At 69.2% G+C, this 18,536-nt stretch carries 19 protein-coding genes; 14 read left to right on the top strand and 5 right to left on the bottom strand.

Features of this window, described 5'->3' with window-relative positions; all coding sequences use genetic code 11:
• The first annotated feature begins 437 nt into the window (after positions 1–437).
• The 6 genes from IG90_RS0123695 (at position 438) to IG90_RS0123670 (ending at position 5,901) form a co-directional block, all read left to right on the top strand.
• A complete protein-coding gene (locus IG90_RS0123695; RefSeq protein ID WP_007490727.1) occupies positions 438–1,277 on the top strand; it encodes a DUF6292 family protein in 840 nt (279 codons plus the stop codon).
• A gap of 564 nt (positions 1,278–1,841) precedes the next feature.
• Complete coding sequence (locus IG90_RS0123690) at positions 1,842–2,060, top strand: hypothetical protein (RefSeq protein ID WP_030588007.1); 219 nt, start codon at positions 1,842–1,844, stop codon at positions 2,058–2,060.
• Positions 2,061–2,265: 205 nt separating this feature from the next.
• A complete protein-coding gene (locus IG90_RS0123685) occupies positions 2,266–3,501 on the top strand; it encodes a competence protein CoiA family protein (protein ID WP_030588004.1) in 1,236 nt (411 codons plus the stop codon).
• Positions 3,502–3,657: 156 nt separating this feature from the next.
• On the top strand, positions 3,658–4,995 hold the full coding sequence (locus tag IG90_RS0123680) for a hypothetical protein (protein ID WP_030588002.1): 1,338 nt from the start codon (positions 3,658–3,660) through the stop codon (positions 4,993–4,995).
• A gap of 86 nt (positions 4,996–5,081) precedes the next feature.
• On the top strand, positions 5,082–5,522 hold the full coding sequence (locus tag IG90_RS0123675; protein WP_030587999.1) for a hypothetical protein: 441 nt from the start codon (positions 5,082–5,084) through the stop codon (positions 5,520–5,522).
• A 106-nt stretch (positions 5,523–5,628) separates the two neighbouring features.
• Positions 5,629–5,901, top strand: coding sequence for a hypothetical protein (locus tag IG90_RS0123670; RefSeq protein ID WP_030587994.1), 273 nt, complete (start codon positions 5,629–5,631; stop codon positions 5,899–5,901).
• Positions 5,902–6,066: 165 nt separating this feature from the next.
• Here IG90_RS0123670 and IG90_RS40800 read toward each other — a convergent pair whose 3' ends face one another.
• On the bottom strand, positions 6,067–7,485 hold the full coding sequence (locus tag IG90_RS40800; RefSeq protein WP_051860238.1) for a DUF2637 domain-containing protein: 1,419 nt from the start codon (positions 7,483–7,485) through the stop codon (positions 6,067–6,069).
• 295 nt (positions 7,486–7,780) lie between these two features.
• Between IG90_RS40800 and IG90_RS39695 the strand changes: the two genes are divergently transcribed.
• Positions 7,781–8,485 (top strand): prepilin peptidase, encoded by a 705-nt coding sequence (locus tag IG90_RS39695; protein ID WP_233436074.1) that lies wholly within the window; start codon positions 7,781–7,783, stop codon positions 8,483–8,485.
• 123 nt (positions 8,486–8,608) lie between these two features.
• Positions 8,609–9,076 (top strand): hypothetical protein, encoded by a 468-nt coding sequence (locus tag IG90_RS0123655; protein ID WP_157846347.1) that lies wholly within the window; start codon positions 8,609–8,611, stop codon positions 9,074–9,076.
• A 28-nt stretch (positions 9,077–9,104) separates the two neighbouring features.
• Here the strand turns inward: IG90_RS0123655 and IG90_RS0123650 are convergent, their stop codons facing one another.
• The 4 genes from IG90_RS0123650 to IG90_RS0123635 form a co-directional block, all read right to left on the bottom strand.
• Positions 9,105–9,761: a hypothetical protein gene (locus IG90_RS0123650; protein ID WP_157846346.1), complete on the bottom strand. Its 657-nt coding sequence runs from the start codon at positions 9,759–9,761 to the stop codon at positions 9,105–9,107.
• A gap of 266 nt (positions 9,762–10,027) precedes the next feature.
• A complete protein-coding gene (locus IG90_RS0123645) occupies positions 10,028–10,813 on the bottom strand; it encodes an SAM-dependent methyltransferase (protein ID WP_007490709.1) in 786 nt (261 codons plus the stop codon).
• Between the two features lie 60 nt (positions 10,814–10,873).
• Complete coding sequence (locus tag IG90_RS0123640; protein ID WP_030587981.1) at positions 10,874–11,104, bottom strand: DUF397 domain-containing protein; 231 nt, start codon at positions 11,102–11,104, stop codon at positions 10,874–10,876.
• Positions 11,101–11,970 carry a helix-turn-helix domain-containing protein gene (locus IG90_RS0123635; protein ID WP_030587978.1) on the bottom strand — a complete coding sequence of 290 codons (870 nt, stop codon included), beginning with the start codon at positions 11,968–11,970 and terminating at the stop codon, positions 11,101–11,103. The genes IG90_RS0123640 and IG90_RS0123635 overlap by 4 nt, the downstream gene beginning before the upstream one ends.
• A 205-nt stretch (positions 11,971–12,175) precedes the next feature.
• On the opposite strand from IG90_RS0123635, the gene IG90_RS0123630 reads away from it, so the two are divergent.
• From IG90_RS0123630 to IG90_RS0123605, 6 genes are read left to right on the top strand one after another with little or no spacing between them, the layout of a single operon-like run.
• Positions 12,176–13,678, top strand: coding sequence for a hypothetical protein (locus IG90_RS0123630; protein ID WP_030587975.1), 1,503 nt, complete (start codon positions 12,176–12,178; stop codon positions 13,676–13,678).
• A 53-nt stretch (positions 13,679–13,731) separates the two neighbouring features.
• On the top strand, positions 13,732–14,739 hold the full coding sequence (locus IG90_RS0123625) for an asparaginase (protein WP_030587973.1): 1,008 nt from the start codon (positions 13,732–13,734) through the stop codon (positions 14,737–14,739).
• 39 nt (positions 14,740–14,778) lie between these two features.
• The gene (locus tag IG90_RS0123620) at positions 14,779–15,246 is read left to right on the top strand and encodes a PPC domain-containing DNA-binding protein (RefSeq protein WP_030587970.1); all 468 of its coding nucleotides are present in this window, start codon (positions 14,779–14,781) and stop codon (positions 15,244–15,246) included.
• 15 nt (positions 15,247–15,261) lie between these two features.
• Positions 15,262–16,584, top strand: coding sequence for an NsdA family TPR-like regulatory protein (locus IG90_RS0123615; RefSeq protein WP_051860237.1), 1,323 nt, complete (start codon positions 15,262–15,264; stop codon positions 16,582–16,584).
• Positions 16,581–17,165, top strand: a complete 585-nt coding sequence (locus tag IG90_RS0123610; RefSeq protein ID WP_233436073.1) for an NUDIX domain-containing protein — start codon at positions 16,581–16,583, stop codon at positions 17,163–17,165. Before IG90_RS0123615 ends, IG90_RS0123610 begins: the two co-directional genes overlap by 4 nt.
• On the top strand, positions 17,162–18,520 hold the full coding sequence (locus IG90_RS0123605) for an NsdA family TPR-like regulatory protein (protein ID WP_030587960.1): 1,359 nt from the start codon (positions 17,162–17,164) through the stop codon (positions 18,518–18,520). Before IG90_RS0123610 ends, IG90_RS0123605 begins: the two co-directional genes overlap by 4 nt.
• The last annotated feature ends 16 nt before the right edge of the window (positions 18,521–18,536 follow it).

The raw sequence follows: 18,536 nt of genomic DNA, 5'->3' as shown, positions 1-18,536 counted from the left end.
GGGCCGCCCGGGCGGCCCCGGCTGCACGCGGGCCGCTCGGCGGCGCGTGGATCTGCGGGAGCATGGTGGGGTGGCTTGACGCCTCGTGCGCGTACCTGGCCGGACAGCCGGCACCCGGGTATGGGCGGGCCGATCCGCTGCCCGGCCCGGTGGTTGAAGAAGGCGACGGATAGACGCGCGAAGCCACTGCGGGCCTCTCCACACACCGCCCACCGCACATACCGGCGGATCGCCGGCTCGGGGTCGGTGTCAGTGGTGCCCGCTACCGTTGATGATCCAACGGCTAGCCGCGTACTGCCGTCCGCCGTCGTCACCGGCGCCCCACGCCGCACGGTGACTTTGCCGGTCAAGGTCTCCCGGGGCCCGCGCTGATCTCTGCCTGGTGTGAGTACCGAGCGCCGACGGCAGCGTGGGGCCGTCGCGCCGAGGAGTACGTCATGCCGAAGAAGCAGTCCACCGCCGCCAAGAAGGCCCGCCGTACGACCCGCCAGGGCGCGAAGTACACATCGGCTCTGCGCCAGCACCACACCCCGCGCACCGCGACCGCCCGGCTGACCCCGGGCGAGCGGGGCGCCCTGGAGATGTCGCTCGACGGCCACGTCCGCACCGCGTACAACACGGACAGCCTGCGCAACAGCCTGTCCTGGACGGGCTGGGACGTCGCGGCCGGCCAGGACTTGCAGGACCTCTTTCCCGACGGCGGTCAGCTGCAGCTCACCCGCAGCGAGCGGGGCATGCTCGAGGACCAGGCCACAGAGCTGTGGGGCACGGTTCCCTTCCACCAGACCGCCGATGCCTACGCCCTGGCCGTCGTCGCCGCCATCCGGGGTCGCGGCGGCCGGATCGCCGACTGGGACGTGCACGTCGATGAGGACCGCCGCATCTACATCACCCTCGGCGAGGGCGACGAGGACCGCGAACCGGGCGAGGACCGGCCGCTGCGCTGGGTGGTGGGGTGGATGGACACGAGCGGCTGGTTCACCTTTCTCGAAGCAGCACCGGACGAATCTCTCGGCAGCTGCCTGAGTGATCTGGCCTGCCCGGTCATGGCACTGCCGGAGGACGTCGCCGCCGAGGTCGCGCACCTGTGGGGAGGAGCACCCGTGGGTGAGCCGCTGCCGGGTCTGGAAGAGCCCGGCCGGAACTGGCGCCCGCCCCACGGCTATGTGCAGGACCCGCCGGTGACCGGAGACGCAACGGATGTGGTCTTGGACCTGGAGCGGTCGCTGTCCGTCTACCTCCACCACCCCGCAGCCACCGGCACCCAAGGGGCGTAGCCGTGCGGTCAGCCCCGGCGCGTTCCGGCCATCGAGAGCAGGATGCCGACCGCCGAGCCCGAGGCGTTCGGGACCCGTGACGCACGCGCACGGCCGGCATTCATCCTGGATGTCCTGGGATCCCGCCCGCGACGCTGCTGAGCAGCGCGGAGCGGGCAGGCTCCGGACGGCAGGAGAGCAGCACGGACTTGAATCGGCCGAACCGATCAACCCTCAGAGAAAATGCGCCAATCCGACTGAAATACCCTCCTACGCGTCTTGTGATCATTAAGCTGGAATGAACGAGCCCCGGCCGTCGCGTCCCCCCGTGCATGACGGCCGGGGCCGTTTCGTGTCGGCCTTACCACCGCCCTCTCGCAGGCGGGCCGACGGAACGGTGAGCAGCAGACCCGCGCTCCCGTGCAGGGGCCGAAGTCGCTGGTCGAGGACGGTCCCGGCAGCGCCGGACCTGGTGACACTGACGAACTACCCTGACAGGACGATCTCCCAGGGCCCGGCTTTCGCGTCGCCAGCCTTTGCAGGCCGCCGTGCCCGGGCCCTTGCCGTCCCTCCGAAGGAATCGACGTGGAACAGTCGCCTGCCGTTGCCAACACGCTCGTCGTGCAAGACGAGATGTGGGAGCTGGTCAAGAACCTCGAGCACGCCGCTGCAGTCTCCGAGCCGGCCTGCCACGGGCCGAAGACAGCGGACCTGCTGGACACACTCTTCCGCCCTCGCCGCGTCCTCGGCACTCGCCCGATCCACATCCCCTTTTCAGCGCAACGCGCCAGCGACCAGGCCTAGTCCGGCCGGTCCGACCGCCCTGCTACGGACGGCGCGGGCGGCGCCGAGCCTGGAGGCCATCGGCGGCGCTGCGACTGGCACGAGCCCGCCGGGCGGGACGCCACGGCAGTTCATCTCCCGCCCTGCGGCGCCGGGGATGTGGTGGCGCCCGCCGGGCGGACAGCACTCTGGCGCGCGCCGGCCCACGCCGTACATGATCAGCCGCATGGGTAGGAGCGCCTGGGACACCGAGAGAAGAACCACCGTATGGGTCGACGACGGCGTCGAGGGCCTGGCGCCCGGCATGGCCGGCGGACGCTATCGGTGCCGCGCCTGCGGCGAGCGGCTGATCCTCAAGGGGGCGCGCCCGAGCGCGAAGGTCCAGCCGCACTTCGCACACCGCAGCAACGACGGCTGCAGCAGACCGGAGCAGGAGGCGCTCCTGGATGCCGCCGACGAAGTCGTCATCCAGCTGCGGGAGCAGATCCGCGCGCTTCCCGGTGTCACGCACTGCGTCACTGCCTCCCCAGGAGAGGACCCTGAGCACCCAACCGGCCTGCCGCCGGCCGTCCTGGCCCAGTGCGGGACCACGACGGTGGTGATCGAGGCGCCGTCGGCACTGCCGGGCCCGGAGGCGATCCGGCGCAGGATCCGCGCGGTGCGGGATGAGCACGCGGGGGCCGCGCATGTGTGGTTCCTCAAACGCGACCTCGCCCAGTTCCAGCAGCTTGCCCCGCACCCCGTGTGGCTGCGGGGGCAGAAGGCACTGCACGAGCAGGTGGCGCCCAACGAGCGGCAGAAGGCCATCAACGAGGCCGGCGGCCACGTGTACTGGCTCGACGGGAAGGCGGTCCTCGTCCCCTACGGCATCCGCCGATTCCAGCACCCGGTACAGCCAGGCCAGGACTGGACGAACTGGAAGTGGCGGTCGGACCCGCGCGACGACTGGCGGATCAGCAAGCCGCGCCCGGCCCCCGACGCCGACACCTGGGGCCTGGTGCCGGTCGCGTTCGTCTCGCTCACCCGCACCCGGGGCGCGTTCCGGCCCGCCGACGCCTACCAGGTGATGGACGACCTCTACGCCGCCCAGGAGCGCCGGATCACCTGGCGCAACGAGCACGCGCGTGAGGTCTACGCCGCGCGCGCCACGCCGCCCGCAGAACCGGAAGCAGAAGTCGAGCCACAGCAGTCACCCCCGCCCTCGCCCGTCGCGGCCGCGGACGGGGAGGCCGCCGAACTGCGCACGCCCCCAGAGCCCGAGCCGGAGCCCGAGTCCCTGCCGGCGACGGGGGCGGCGGAGCACCCGGCCGGCGCGACGCCGCCCGCGGGGACCGGGACGTCAGCGGGCATCGTGCCGCCTCCGCGGCCAGCCGGTCCGCCGCCGCCCGTGCCGGCTCCGTCGGCACCCGTGCCCGCGCCCCGACTGTGGCAACGGCTGGTCCGGCTCGCCCGGCGCCGGTGAGCACTGGGACGGCGGCCCGTTCTGGCGGGCTGACAACCACCCGGGGCCGCCCGGCCGTTCGGGTCCGGTCCGCAGTGCGACCAGCACGAACAGACCTGACCCGGGCGGATGCCGTTGGGTACTGTCGGCCCAGGCAGCCAGGGAGGGCAGGCGGAGATGACACACGCCCGGTGGGGGACGGCGATCGCATCACTGCGCGCCCAGGATGAAGCCGTACGCGAGGCACGCCGCCGCGTCGAGGAGGTGATGGACGCCCTCGCGGACGACGCCACGGACCTCGACGAGCACCGGGATCGGCTGACCACGGCGAAGGCCGTGTGGCAGGTGTGTGAGGCGGATTACCTCCGCTGTGCCACCGCCCTGCTGCGCGCCCATCTGTCCCGGGACCGGCCGCCGCTGCGCAGACCGGTTGCGGTGGTGTGGCCGCGTCCGTGGCGACACATGTGGAGGCAACACGCGCACGATCGCAGCGGCGGTGTGTGGCGGGCAATCCCCCGAGCATCGCTGCTCGCCCAGGCCGAGGCCGCCGGCCACGACGAGGTCCTCGTGGACGTCATTGAAGCGATCAGGGATCTGCAGGCAAGTCACCACGGTCACCGCACCAGCCCCCGGTTGTACGAGCGTTACATCCCCGACCGCTCGTCCCGCTCGTCCCTCGGGTTCTCCGACGGCCGAACGGCACGAACGCTGCCGGGGTTTCCCAATCCGGGCCACTGGGTCAACCAGAACTTCGCCCGCGGTGACGGCTGGCGCATCCAGCCGGGCCGCGAGGGCACCCTGCGCACCCTGGAGGACAACGAGCGTGCCGTGCACGCGCGGGTGGAGGCGTTCGGCTCCGCGGTGCTGCGGCTGCTGGAGCACCATCACGGTCCCGCGGCCCCGGGACGGGCTGCCCGTCTCCGGGGGGCGGCCCGCTGGATCGGTCGGGAGCAGCAGGCGGTGCCCCGGCTGACGCCGTGGCCGCAGAAGCTGACCGCCGTCCAGGGGTTCACCCTCGCTGTACTCGGGTGGCTGGTACTCGTGATCGCCGCGATCCCGTGGACGGTCGGCATGAAAGCCCGGGTGCTCACCGACCACCCCAAGCCGATACTGCTCGGCGCTGTTGCCCTGGCGGGGCTCGGCGCCTATGGCATTCACCGGGCTGGGCCGCGTCTGATGCGGCAGTCCGGCCGGACGATCGCGTTGACGGGTGCTGCCGCGGGGGTGGCGGCCTACCTGGTGATGCAGGTGCAGGGGCCGGTCGCGGGCTACTTCTTCGCGGGCCCGTTCGAGCGCTACGAGCGTGAGTTCAGCGACGGCTGCCTGGCCGCCAGTCCCTACCGCGACGACGCGATCCAGTCCGAGGTCGCGGGCGGGACCCTGGTGATCCGCCCGATCAGCGGGGATACGACGCTGCGGCTCGGTCCGGCCGAGGACGGCGGGACACACCCGCTGCGGCCGCAGGACCGCGGCACCCGCGAGGTCCTGGAACGGTACGGCTGCCAACTGCCCTGACTCCGCCGAGCCTGCCCGGCCACGGGCCCCGCTGAAGGCAGGCGGACGGGGCCCGCGGGACTTCTTTACCGAAGGGACTTCACGTTGTGGTGAGTTATGACCGGTTCGTCGTCGACGACGGGCGGCATCAGCCGCAGTTCGTCATCGACGAGGACGCCTCCGCGGCTGCCGGCGAGGCCCAGCACCGGGCACTGTGCTCGTGCGGCCGTCTGCCTCCCCACCGGCCAGGTACACCACAGCAGGCGTGGGCGGCGTACGCCGCCCACGCCCGGCGCTGCCTCGGGCCCGCGTCGCAGCCCGCGTCCCGGGTATCGCTCGGCATGCGGGTCACCCTGCTGTTCCTGGGCTGCATGGTGCTGTGGGGTGCCGGATGGACCGGCGCCGTCTCGGTCGCGAACACCCTGGACCTTGCCGGTGGGGCGGACCTGGCGGTGCGTGCGGCCGGGCTGCTGGTCGGCCTCGCATCTGCCGGCCTGCTCATGGTCGCGATGCGCCGGTTCATCGCGCCGATGCGCGTCGATGGCTGAACCAAGGACGACCCGCAGGTAGTTGGTGCTGCCCGGCGCAGCAGCGGGCCGGACCGCGCACAAACGTGCCGGAATACCGTGGTGGGATCTGCCCAGGAGGGACAGGATGACGGACCCAGTGCTGTACGGCGTCGCTGTACAGGAGGACGAGCTCGCCGACGAGCGCGTCATCGCCTCTTCCTACGACCACGAGGAGGTGCTCAACGCGCTGCGCGAGGCGCCGTTCTCCCGCCGGTACCTGGTCGAGCACACGGCCGACGGATGGGTTGAGGCGCAGCCGACGCACGGTCCCATGATCGCGGTACCCGAGACCGGCCAAGAATCACCCGCTCCAGCACAGGAGTCCGGCACTCGACGGCGGCGCGCTCGCGAGACGTGAACCGGCCGACGGACCAAGGCTCCCTGCGCCGGCGAAGACCGTGTCCCACCACGGGCGGGGCGGTCAGCACCTCGGGTCGGTTCCCGGCGCCCGTCCCGGTGGGGATGGCTTGCTGCGGCAGGAATGATCGCCAGTAGGTGCCGGCCTGCTGCGCGCGGCCGCTCTCTACGACGGCACCGTGGCCAGTTCGGCGCCATCGGTCTCCCACGCCGCCTCGCCGGCCACGATCGGCCCGTGCTTGCGCTCCAGGTCGTTGTAGGCGCTCCGTCCCGACCCCTCGTTCTGGTATCCGGCCCACCGGGTCAGGTCCTTGCGGGTGAGCTCGACGCCCGCCTTCTGGTGCGCCAGGTATATCCGCTCGGCCCGCTGCCTCTTGCTCTCGTTCGCCGGAGCAGGTCCCAGTTCAATCGTCGGCGGCGGGGCAGCGGCGGGATCATCGCCCTCGTCGGGGCCTTCCTCGTCTTCTACGGGTCCTTCCTCGTCTTCGGCCTCGTCCACGTCCACGTTGGCCTGGCCCCCGGCCGGGTGGCCGGCCTGCCCCATGTCGGGCTCTCGCTGCTCGAGGGGGTCTTCGTCTTCGGCTGCTTCGGCTTCCTGGTTCACAGGGGTGTCGCCGGCAAAGAGGTCCTCGCGCGGGTGCTCGAGCAGCGGCTCCTCCGCAGGCTCGGTGCCGGCTCGTGCGCGGTCCGCCGGCGGGCACTGCGCGCGCTCGTGCTCGGCGGCATCCTCCGGCTCGGGCGACGCCGAGGCGGAGGCCGGTGACCGGGCAGGCGGATAGCTGGCCGGCACTTTCTCCAGCACGACCCCCGGCGTGGTGAGCGCGGTAGGCGCGGACTGCTCGGCCAGGTCCTCCCGCTCCGGATGGCGCAGCTCTGCTGCCGGGCGGACGGCGTATCCCAGACGGCTGCGGCGCAGCGGCCGCAGTTCCTCGCGCGTGGCCTTCCTTCGCCAGCGCCAGCCGTAGGCGTCCCGCAACTCCCGGCGGTAGTCCAGCTTCTCCTGGTACAGCGCCAGCGCCACCTCGTACGAGGAGATCGTGCTCGGCCACAGCTTCCTGCTGCGCCAGATCAACCAGGTCGACCAGGGGGCGAGAAGCCACCGGCCCAGCGAGAGCGCATAATCCTCCCGCCCTTCCTCGCGCGCCGTCGCGACGGCGATCGCATGCCGGACCGCCTCGGTGATCGCGATGAACAGCAAGGGAATCGCCGCATGCATAAAAGATGCAAGTATGTCCGGGTAAGAAGAGAACGCGTTGAATGCCACCGTTGCTACGGTCAGCAGCCAGGCGATGTGCCGCAGGAGCGGATACCGCAAGTCGACCCAGGTCAGGGCAAGATCGAGGGCGAGCATCGTGATGATGCCAATATCGATCCCAAGGGGAAAGATAGTGGCAAACCAGCCAAAGCCCTTCTCCTCGGCGAGGTCGCGTACGGCCGTGTAAGAGCCGACGAAGCCGGTCAGGGCGATCAGCAGGGACCCGAACCCGATGATCCCGAAGGTGATGCGGCGGCCACGTGTCCACACGACCCGGCGGCGGCCGCCCCCGACCGCCCCCGCCTTCCCGAGATCGGCGGTGATCGTCATGGACCCATGCCCCCTTCGTCGTGCCCGTGCGCTCGGCGCTGTCGCCTATAGAGGTGCGATCAGCCGCCGCCGTGTGACATTCCGCCCCTCCGCGGTTCGGTGATCGCGCTTCTGAATCTGAACGGTAGGAGCGCCGGCCCGGCGCATCCACCGTGATCAGGGCCCTTGCTTGCGCCGTGACCTGGTCGTTGCTTTCGATCTGCTCCCCGATACCCCATCGAACCGATGGGGCGACTCGCATAGGCTCCAAGATCCCGACATATGCCGGGGCAGAACGACACCGGGAGCCGCCGTGATGACCGTGCTGACCACGACCGTCGCCCTTCTCGCCGGCGCCCTGGCCGGCACCGCCACCCGCCCGCTGCTGTTCACCAGGACCGTGCCCGCCGGCGCACCGCTCCGGCACGCCTGCCCCTCGTGTGACGCACCAGCGCCAACGGCCATCCGGCTCCTCGCACCGCCCCGAGGCCGCTGTGCGTCATGCCGCACGCCTTGGTACCCGTCCCGCGGCCTCCCCGAGGCCATGACCGCGCTCGCCTTCGCCCTCGTCGCCGCCACCGGCCTGACGGGCTGGCTGGCCGCCGCGCATTACTGGGTCGCCGCCTGTGGCACCGCGCTCATCCTGATCGACGCAAAAGTGCACCGGCTCCCCAACATCCTCACCGCTCCCGCCTTCGCCGGGACGATCACCCTGCTGGCAGCCGCAGCAGCGGCCGGAGAACCCGGCAGCTTCGCCCGTTGTCTTGCAGCCGCCGCCGCGCTCGGCTCCGCGTTCGCCCTTATGACCTTCGGCGGCATCGGACTCGGCGATGTGAAGCTCGCCCCCACCCTCGGGGCCTTGCTCGGCTGGCACAACTGGGCCACCGTGCTCGTCGGCACCTTCGCGATGTTCGCCCTCGGCGCCACAGTGAACCTGCTCCAGGGACGCACCCGCGGTCGCATCGCCTTCGGCCCGTACATGATCATTGGTGCGCTCGGTGTGTCGGTCTGCGTGTCGTAGTCCTCCGACGGCCGGAACATCATTCGTGACCCGGCCCGCCGGGTCGCCGCTCCCGTAGCCAGGGGGACAGCCGATCGTTAACCCGCCGGGGCCACCTGACCACGCACGAGATGAGGCAGCTGCATGAGCACCACCGAAGCGAAGACCAGGGCATGGTCTGCCGGTATGTCGCAGGACAAGCTGGCCTGGTACGCCCTTCAGGATTCGCATGAGGAAGTACGCCTCGGCCCGAACGGCCCGCTAATGCCCAAGCTGCTGGCCGTACTCCTCGCCGCCGGCCTCCCCCTGGTCAAGGCCGGACACCCCATGCGCATCCGCGAAGCGCACGGCTGGCGGATGACCCTGCACCAGGACGCCCGAACCATCGAAGTCCACATGCCGAACGAAGACGAACCCCTGCTCACACTGGCGGGCGACGTGCCACCGCGCTGGAACTACCTCGCGAACAAGGTGGGATACGTCGTCTTGTACGTGTCCGATGACCTCGGGCTGCCGCTCCGCGGCGGCGAACAGGAACTTCAGCGTCAGCTGATGGCTGCGGCCGAACGAGACCGATTCGTGGCGGCCTCGATCCCCTACAACGCCCTCTGACTGCGGCGCTCGCGACCGGGACGCTCAGCTACGCGGGCGACGGCAGCGGAAACCCAGGCACGTACGTCGCCGACCGGCCGCGCGCGTCATTCGGCTCGAGGATGAGTTCGCCGTGCTCGCTCGGCACCAACCCCTGCCTCCCTACGGTCCATACGTGCACCGGGCCGTCGTCACCGGTCACCAGCGTCAGAACGCCGCTCGACGCGGCGACGAGCGAGGCACCCAGCAGCGCGACGAATCGCTCCCGGTCCCGATCCGGTACACGGATCTCCCCGCCGATGACGCCGACCGGCACCGCGTAACTACCGAGCTCCAGGTCTCCGGCCTTGGCGACCAAGGCGATCCGGCCGCCGGCACCGCCGCGCGACTCGGCACGCCGCACCGCCTCCTCGGTCAGCGCCGTCAGAACGCCCGCCGAGTAGCTTCTCGCCCAGGCCTCCGCACCAGGGTGCTGCGCGTTCACCGCGTCGAACACGCTCCTGCAGCGAACAGCCGTGGCCCATGCCTGCTGTTCCCGCTTCATCTGCAGGAGCATCTCGTCAGCCGTCTCTCCCGCGAAGGACCACAGCTCGTTCCTCGGGACCCATCGGCTCGCGTAGGCGCGGAAACCCTTCTCCGAACGGGGATCCAGTCCGGCTTCCTCGCACCCCTTGACGTAGGCGAAGTCGACAAGCGGGGCCAGCAAGACCGGCTCCCCCGCCGACAGGGCTTGGACCGCACGTGCGTGAACGTCCCGCCAGTACACGGAAAACGAACCCCGGGCGCGGGGAACGAAGCGAAGGTCTCGCTCGTCGACGGCGACCAGCATGCTGGCACGCGAGTCCTCCAGACCTCGGTCGCCCATCAGACATACCCCCTGCTGTCTTCCATAGGGCCTCTCCGCACATCATCACCGTGCTCTGTCCGGACTGATGCTGGACAGGCTCTCGACCCAGCCATGCCGCCAGGCGTCTACGGCTTCTGCGCGACGCCGACGTAGAGAGGCACCTGTTCGTCGGCGAACTCCTGATCAGGCTCCGGATGCCAGTTGGTGACGACCTGAACGCCCGGATCAATCAGGTCAAGTCCCGTGAAGAAACGGGCGAATTCGTCTCGCGACCGCACCTGCGCGGGTATGCCGCTCTTCCGGTAGATCTCGACGGCCTTGTCCCACCCGGCAGGGTCGAAGTCTCCCGTCACGTGCGAGAGCATGAGGAAGCTACCTGAGGGGAGCGGGGCCAAGAGCTCGTTGACAAGATCGTAGGGCCCGTACTCGTCGGAGACGAAGTGCAGGAGGGCTACGAGCGAGAGGGCGACAGGCTCCTCGAAGTCGAGGATCTCCTGGGCGCCTTCGATGATCTTCCCGGGCTCGCGGACGTCCGCCTCGATGTACTTCGTCGCCCCCTCGGGCGTACTCCGCAGGAGCGCCTCCGCATGGCGCAGAACGACGGGGTCGTTGTCGACGTAGACCACACGTGATTGCGGGTTGACCGCTTGGACGACCTGGTGAAGGTTGGGTTCGGTCGGTATGCCGGTTCCGATGTCGAGGAACTGATGCACGCCGCGGTCAGCCAGGAGCCGGGCAGCCCGATTCATGAAGCCCCTGTTGGTGCGGGCAGCGACCCTGATGGCCGGCAGGAACGATATGACTCTCTCGGCAGCCTCCTCGTCGACCGGGTAACTGTCCTTGCCGCCGAGGTAGTAGTCGTACATGCGGGCCGGGTGGGGGCGGCTGGTATCGATGGGCTTTAACGTCATCGCTATTCTGTTTGCCCTTCGTGTCGGATTTTTGGCGCGGTATTGCGAGCTACGCGGGGCTTAGGAGAGGAGGAAATCCGCATCCCCGGACTTTGCCCCGATAATGAAGGCCGCGATTTCTCCCCGCGTGTAGATCAGCGCGGGGCCGTCAGGGTCGGTCGACTGGCGCAGCGCCACGCGGCCATCGTCGAGAGGCTTGGCCTCCACGCAGTTTCCGGCGTTGCTACCACTCCAAGGCTTCACCCACTCTGCCGCTCCAAGCTCTGTGGCGGCGCGCAGGACGTGACTCATAGGTACAGCTCCTTGCGAATATCACCAAGGAATTTCTTGGTTTCTTGCTTTGAGAATGCGTACACACTCATCTCGCCCAGCGCTTCACGGAACAGGGCGACTTCTTCCTTTTCCTCGCTATATCCGGCGCGGCTCAGGCTGTCGGTGCAGACGATGTCGGGAAGTTCGGGGATTTCGAATCGGAAGATGGTGAATGGCCCGAAGGCGCCTGGGTGGAGCCCTGCTGCGAAGGGGCACACCTGCAGTGTGACGTTCGGGAGGTCGGTCACATCCAAGAGGTGCTCGATCTGCTCGCGCATGACGGCCGCATCGCCGACGGGGCGCCGTAGGCTCGTCTCGTCCGTTACAACCCACAGCTGGGGTGGGGCCGGCTTCTCGCGCGTGAGGATCTCCTGGCGCTTGATGCGCAGGTCGACGCTTCGTTCAAGAACATCAGGCGCCATGCGAGGGAGTCCTCGCTCCATGACGGCGCGGGCGTATCCGGGTGTCTGCAGCAGACCAGGGAGGACGCCAGGCTCGTAGCCGCGGAGGCTGGTCGCAGCCCCCTCCAGCGATACGTGCACCCCGAACCAGCCCGGGAGTACGTCGCGGAAACTCTGCCACCAGCCGGGCGTACTCGCCTGGTCAAGGAGGACGAGAAATTCCTGGATCTCGGCCTGGGGGACACCGTAGATCTCGAGAAGCGTCTTGACGGTGGCGTACTTCAGAGAAGTCTCGGCCTTCTCCATCCTGGTGACCGTCGTCGGCGCGATCCGCAGGGGCTTGGCGGCCTGTGCAGCGGTGAAGCCGGCCGCCTCGCGCAGGGCGGCCAGGCGCCGGCCCAAGACGATGGCCAGCACGGTCGGGGCGGACTTCGGTTCACTCACGCCGGTTCCTTTCCCCTTCGGCCGGCAGCTGTCGTTCGCTGAAGTGTGCCACGGCACCCACGAGGCGAACAGACTGCAGCCCGAACTATGCAGGTTGCAGAGTGAGGCTTGCCAACGCCACAGAGTAGCGAGCATAGTTGCGTGGTGACCCAGCTCACGTAGCCCGGATGCACGCTCCCCCGCCTTCGCCCCAGGAAGGTCCGAGATGTCCGCCCGCCCCACGTTGTTCCGCGTTCTCCTCGAAGAACGCCGATGGGACCGATGGGTGGTCTTCTGCACCCACTTCGAGCGGACCGCACGGGAGCTGGCCAACGAGACCGACTCGCCGCGCCTGGCGACCGTCTCGGTCTCACGTTCCACCTTTGACCGGTGGGCGAAGGGCTACTGGTTCGGACAGCCCTGGCCAGATGCGGCTTTGATTCTGGAGCGCCTGTTCGGAGTCCCCTGCTCCGACTTGTTCAGGCCCGCGCCATCCGTCATGCAGGTGCGTTCGTTGCCGCACAGCCGGGGAGACATACGCGCCGCCGCCACGATCACCGAGCGCTGGCCCACCAGCAGGGTGTTCCTGTCCAGTTCCGATGAAGTCGCCGACTCGTGGGAACTCGCTGGTCGGCAGGTGCTCGACGGCACAACCGCTGCGATCGGCATCCGGGCTGCCACAGTCCGGGACAGCTCCGCCTATATCGAAGCCTCCGACCCAGCGCTGCATCAGTTCTTACGACCGGCCCGCCGCGGGATGCTCGTAGGCGTCGCCGAGCAGGGCGACGACACCCAGCTCTACGTGATCGACGCGGCGAACGCCCGCCGCGCGCTGACGGTGTCTTCCGACGCCGAGGTGCTTGCCCTGCCGGCCGCGCACCTGCTGGACGATCTGACGTACGGACTGCTGTGGTCCCTGGTTCAGCTCGATGACGGGCTCCTGGCGGACGACCTCGCCCTCGCCGAGGAACAGGAGGCGCTGGACACCTACCTCTCGCTGCCGCGTTCCGCGCCGAGCCGGGTGGCGCTGCCCGATCTCACGACGGCCGGAGCACAGTGGCTCGGATCTGCGTTCTGTGCCCGGCACATCGTGCGGCGACTCGATGGGGTGACTACATCCCCTGTCTTCTGGACTCGGGAACAGACCGGTGAGCAGGCCGCCCCGTGGCTGTGGTTCCGTCACAAAGCCGACTACCTCAAGACTCTGGCGGCCCAGTACACCGACGCTGCGACGCCCATGGTCCGGGTCTTCTGCGTTCCGGAGGGCGAGGTAACCCGCAGCAGCCGGTACGAACGCATCCTGCTGCTTCTGGCCATCGCGCTGATGGAACTGCACGGAATCAAGGTCGACGTTCTCGCTGACCCGGAGTACTCCGAGGTCGACGGCTTCGCATTGGTCCCCAGCCAGCGCGCGGCCGTCGCCAACTGGGTCCGGACCGAGGCGATCTGGGCTGCCGATACCGTCACCCATCGCCCCGCTCTGCGGGCGTATCACGAGGCCTTCAGGGAGGCGCGCGCGCACAGCGTGGCGACGGGCCCTGACCCGGAAGCCCGGTTGCGGACACTGGCCGGCTTTTTGGATATCCCGTGGCCATGGCTGATTCGCCGGTGCCGCGAGTTGAGCGAGTGCGGCACAGCGAGCATCGTGCGTCCACGCAGTCGGCACCTCAGCGTGAGCGCGCTCGACGACGTCTTCCAGTTCCTCGGCGCCCTTGCCCCGGACCGGTGAGAGCCCGACGCTGACCCGTACTGCGTGATCCACTTCTCCGAAAGGCAGCCGTCGTGATCTCCACCCCGCGGTCCCAGCGCCCCACTGTCCTGGTGCTTTCACTCGGCGGCACGATCGCCATGTCGGCACCGAGCGGCGGAAGCGGGGCGACCCCCCGTCTGGCCTCTGCTGATCTCGTTGCCTCCGTGCCGGAGCTGGCAGATGCTGCGACGCTGGAGCTGCAGGACTTCCGGCAGATCCCCGGCGCCTGGCTGGAGATCGACGACATCTTCGCCATAGCCGAACTGCTGAATCAGCGGGCGCAATCCGGCACGGCCGGCTTCGTCATCACCCAGGGCACCGACACCCTGGAGGAGACCGCCTTCCTCCTCGACCTCCTGTACACCGGGGAAGCCCCGGTCGTGATCACAGGCGCCATGCGCACCGCGGAGATGGCCGGCGCTGACGGCCCGGGCAATCTTGTGGCCGCTGTGCACACCGCGGCCAGCTCTTCCGCGCGCGGCCTCGGCGTACTCGTCGCCTTCGCCGACGAACTGCACGCCGCCCGCCATGTGCAGAAGGTCCACAGCACCAGCACGTCGGCCTTCGCTTCGCCCGGCGCCGGTCCCGTCGGGTACGTGGTGGAAGGCCAGCCCCGCTTTCACTTCGCCGTGCCGCGGCAGGCGCCGGTGGCACTGCCGCAGGTCCGTCCGGCGTCCGTGGAGGTAATCCAGGCGACCCTGGGCGCCTCCGTGGCCCTTCTGGAGGCCTCTGCTGGCCTCGCGGACGGCCTGGTCATCGCAGCCTTCGGAGCGGGGCACGCCCCCAAGACATGGGCTGAACCGCTGGGTGAGCTGGCAACCCGTATGCCGGTCATCCTTGCTTCCCGCACCGGCGCGGGCAGCGTCCTGAGCAACACCTACGATTTCGGCCCCGGCTCCGAGACAGACCTGCTCAAGCGAGGCCTCATCAGCGGCGGCGGCCTGGAGCCGCGCAAAGCCCGGCTCCTCCTGCTGGCCCTTCTGCGCTCCGGAGCAGAGCTGCCGGAGATCAGGGACGCCTTCGAACTCCGCCGACGCTGATTTCCCCCACAAGATCGAATTCTGAGATCGAGGAGCCACATGCGTGCCACTGAAGTCACCACCGGGCGGCGGTTCGTCGTCGCTCTCGATGATGGCGAAGACTTCTTCCCTGCGCTGGACGCCTTCTGCCGCGACACCGGGATCCGGGCTGGCCACATCCCGACGTTCATCGGCGGCTTCAGCAGTGTCCGGCTGGTGGGCTCGTGCGGCCCACTCGAGCACCCGGAGCGCCCTCTGTGGGACGAGATCAAGGTCGAGACCCTCGAAGTGCTCGGAGCCGGCACGCTCGCGTGGGACACCGTGAACAGCAAGGTCGCACCTCACATCCACGTGACCGCCGGCCTGAAAGGGGCCTCTGCCGATGGACGAACGAGTCACCTCCTGGGCGGCACCGTGCAGTTCATCAGCGAGCTCGTCATCGAGGAGTGGACCGCCCCTACGGTGACCCGGCCGCAGAGCCCCGATCTGTATGACGTTCCCCTTCTCACCTTCGGCGACTCGAACTGAGCCAGGGAGAAGGCGATGCGGCGCGCGACCCGGTTCCGGCAGTTGGTGGAGGAGAACCACTGGACGGTGTTCGCCACGTTCAGCATCCACTTCCAGCGTGCCGCCCGCGACGTCGCCCGTATCGACGGCGACCCGCGGCTGGCGGCGGTCACGGTCTCGTCTCGTAGTTTCGACCGGTGGTTGGCCGGGGACCTCAAGAGGATGCCCTGGCCTCCCACCTGCCGTGTGCTGGAGCATCTGCTCGGGGAGCCGGCAGTGGCGCTGTTCGGACCACCAACCGGTGAGCCTCCCAGCACCACCGATGCCGCGACAGCCGAGGCCGGGCCAGGAACACCCACCCCTGACTTCGCGCCCCTGCTCACTCTGCCCGGAGCTGCACCGCCCGAGAGCGCCGGCCCGTTGCCCTACCTGGGGGCGCTGGAGTCGTTCAGGCACGCTGATCGTCAACTCGGCGCTGGACATGTCTATTCGTCGCTCCAGCAGTATCTTCAGACCTCCATCGCGGTTGATCTGTTCGGGCCCAAGGGGCGGTCCCCCGAAGCTGACGTGTTTCTGGCCGCAGCAGTCCTCACGGAAATGGCGGGCTGGATGGCCCATGACCTGGGACGCGACACGGAGGCCTCCGAACACTTCAGGGTCGCCTTCGGTCTCGCGCACGCGACTCCTGAAACATCTGTGGGAGCGAACGTCCTGGCGAGCACGAGCCACTTGGCCCTGCAACTCGGCGACGCCGGGCAGGCACTGGCCCTAGCCCGCCGCGGACATGAACGCATGGCGACCACCGAGCCTATCCCGGTGCTCACCGCCCGCCTTCACGCCATGGAGGGTCGCGCTCACGCCAGGATCGGAGACGATGTGGCCGCCCAACGCGCTCTGGAAACAGCGCGCGCAATTCTGGAAGACGCCTCCGCTGTGCCGCCCCCGCATTGGATTGCCCCCTTCGATCAGGCTGCACTCGCCAGCGAGTCAGCGCTCGCCCTCCGCGACCTGGGCATGCTCAGTGTGGCGACCATCGAAGCCGAGCGCGCCGTGGCGTTGCGTGGAGAGAACCGTGCCCGCAGTCGGGCATTCAGCCAGTCCGCGCTCGCCGAGCTTCTCGTCCAAAGTGGGGACCTCGAAGCGGCCTGTGCCACCGGGGTGCAGCTTGTGGCCGCTTGTGAGCCGCTCGGCTCGTCACGGGTCACCGAACATCTGCACGCCCTTAGTCGAACTCTCACTCCCTTCCGAGACGTCCCGCAGGTGCGGGACGTGCTGGAGCAGTTGGTACAGGTCAACCGTCGCCGTTCGGCCCTGCTGGCCAGCTTCGACGCCCGTCCGGGAATGGGCAGGTATCCATGACGAAACCCCCTCCTCCCGGAACGCCGGCGTGGGATGCCTACCTGGCCGAGGGCAACGCCAAGCAGGCTCGCAAGCGGGTGACTGCCGACGCGCTGCTTCGCGACCCCGACGGTCGGCTTCTCCTGGTCAAACCCACTTACAAGCCGGGGTGGGATCTTCCTGGCGGGATGGCGGAGTCCAACGAGGCTCCCACCGATGCCGTGCGGCGGGAACTCCGCGAGGAGCTCGGGCTCGACGTCACGCTGTACGCACTCCTGTGCATCGACTGGGTGCCTCCCCACGGGCCGTGGGACGACCTCATGGCGTTCGTCTTCGACGCCGGGCAACTGTCCTGGGCCACGTGCGCCACGCTGCGACCGCACGACGAGGAGCTTGCGGAGTGCGCCTTCTTCCCCGAAGACCAGGCGCTTTCCCTGCTCCGGGACCGTCAGCGGCGCCGAGCGGAGCAGGCCCTGGCTGCCTTGGGGGAGAGCATCCCCCGATACCTCCAGAACGGGCAGCCGCTCTGGAACCCAGGCCGTACTCCGGCACAAGAGCAGCAGCCGACCGTCCGAACCGAACCCGAGGGGGGAGCCCGGTGACCAGCACGACCACCACGCGGTTCGCGCTCCTGGTCCAGGAGAACCAGTGGGATTCGTACGAGAAGTTCTGTATCCACTTCGCCAAAGCCGCTGCGCGCGCCGCCGAGAAGGAGAACGATCCCCGGCTCGCCCGCGTCGAAGTGTCCCGCAGCAGTTTCGACCGGTATATGGGCCGCCGCGGCTCGATCAAGAGCACACCCCGGCGGGACGCCTATCTCGTACTCCGCCACATGTTCAACATGGCCCCCGAGCGGCTCTTCGAGCCCGTGGAACCTGGGGCGCTGGTCTCGCTGCGGGCCAGCGCTGACCTCGCCAGTGCATCGGCGGCCAGCCTCGGCTTCGACGACCCGCTGGCCGTCGTCGCCCAGACGCACAAGCTGACCAGCTCCAACGCGGACGACCCGGTCCTGGTCATGGTGAGACGGTCCATCTCGGGCATCATCGACCGCTACGAGGCGCAGGGGCCACAGCAGCTGGCGGGCGAAGCCCGAGTCGTGCGCGAAATGCTGCACGGCGTCCTGGCCGGCCAGCAGCCCCCGCGGGTCCGTACGGAACTCTTCCGCCTCGCCTCCCAAGCCGCCGGGCTTCTGGGGTACATGGCCGTCAATGCTGGTGCGACCTATGACCTGGTGAACGCGTACTGCTCGGAGGCGGAGTCCCTGGCACGCGAGGTCGGCGACGTCCCCATGGAGATGTGGGCGAGCGGGACCCGCTCTCTGGGGCTGTACTACCAGAAGCGGTACGCGGAAGCCGACGACGCAGCCCTGGCCGGAATCGCTCTCGCCCCGGACAACCCGCAGGCGATCCGGCTGCTCGTCAACGGGCGCTCCCGCGCGCTCGCCCGACTCGACGATCGGCGTGGCGCCGAGCAGGCGATCGGCCAGGCCCTGGAGCTCTCCGACCGGCAAGCCGCCCTGCCCGGCGGCCTCACTTCGTGCATCAGCTTCGAGCCGTACTCCATGGCTCGCACCTTGGCCAACGCCATCACCACACGCCTCTCGCTCGGCGACACAGCCGAGGTCCTGACGCACGCGGAGCAGATCGACGAGCTGATCGCACACTCCGACTCCGACTGGAGCCGCGCCCTGGTAGGGCTCGATACGGCAACGGCCCTACTGCAGCAGCCATCTCCCGAGGTCGAGCAGGCCATGGCGTTGGGCCGGCGAGCCCTCAGGTCCGGAACCACCGCGCCCATCAGGTCTGTGTGGGAACGCGCGAACGAGCTCTACCAATGCGCCGAGCGGTGGCATGACGAACCCGATGTGGGGGACTATGCCGAGGAGCTGCGGACGTGGCGGTCACAGCCGCAGGCCGGAATGATCGTGGTCGGCTCGCGCGCTCAGATCGCGCCCTGACATATCTAGGAGATCC

Source organism: Streptomyces anulatus (genome assembly GCF_000721175.1).
Lineage (GTDB): Bacteria > Actinomycetota > Actinomycetes > Streptomycetales > Streptomycetaceae > Streptomyces > Streptomyces anulatus_C.
The sequence above is the reverse complement of the archived record's forward strand: the minus strand, read 5'-3'. Positions and strand labels throughout refer to the sequence as shown.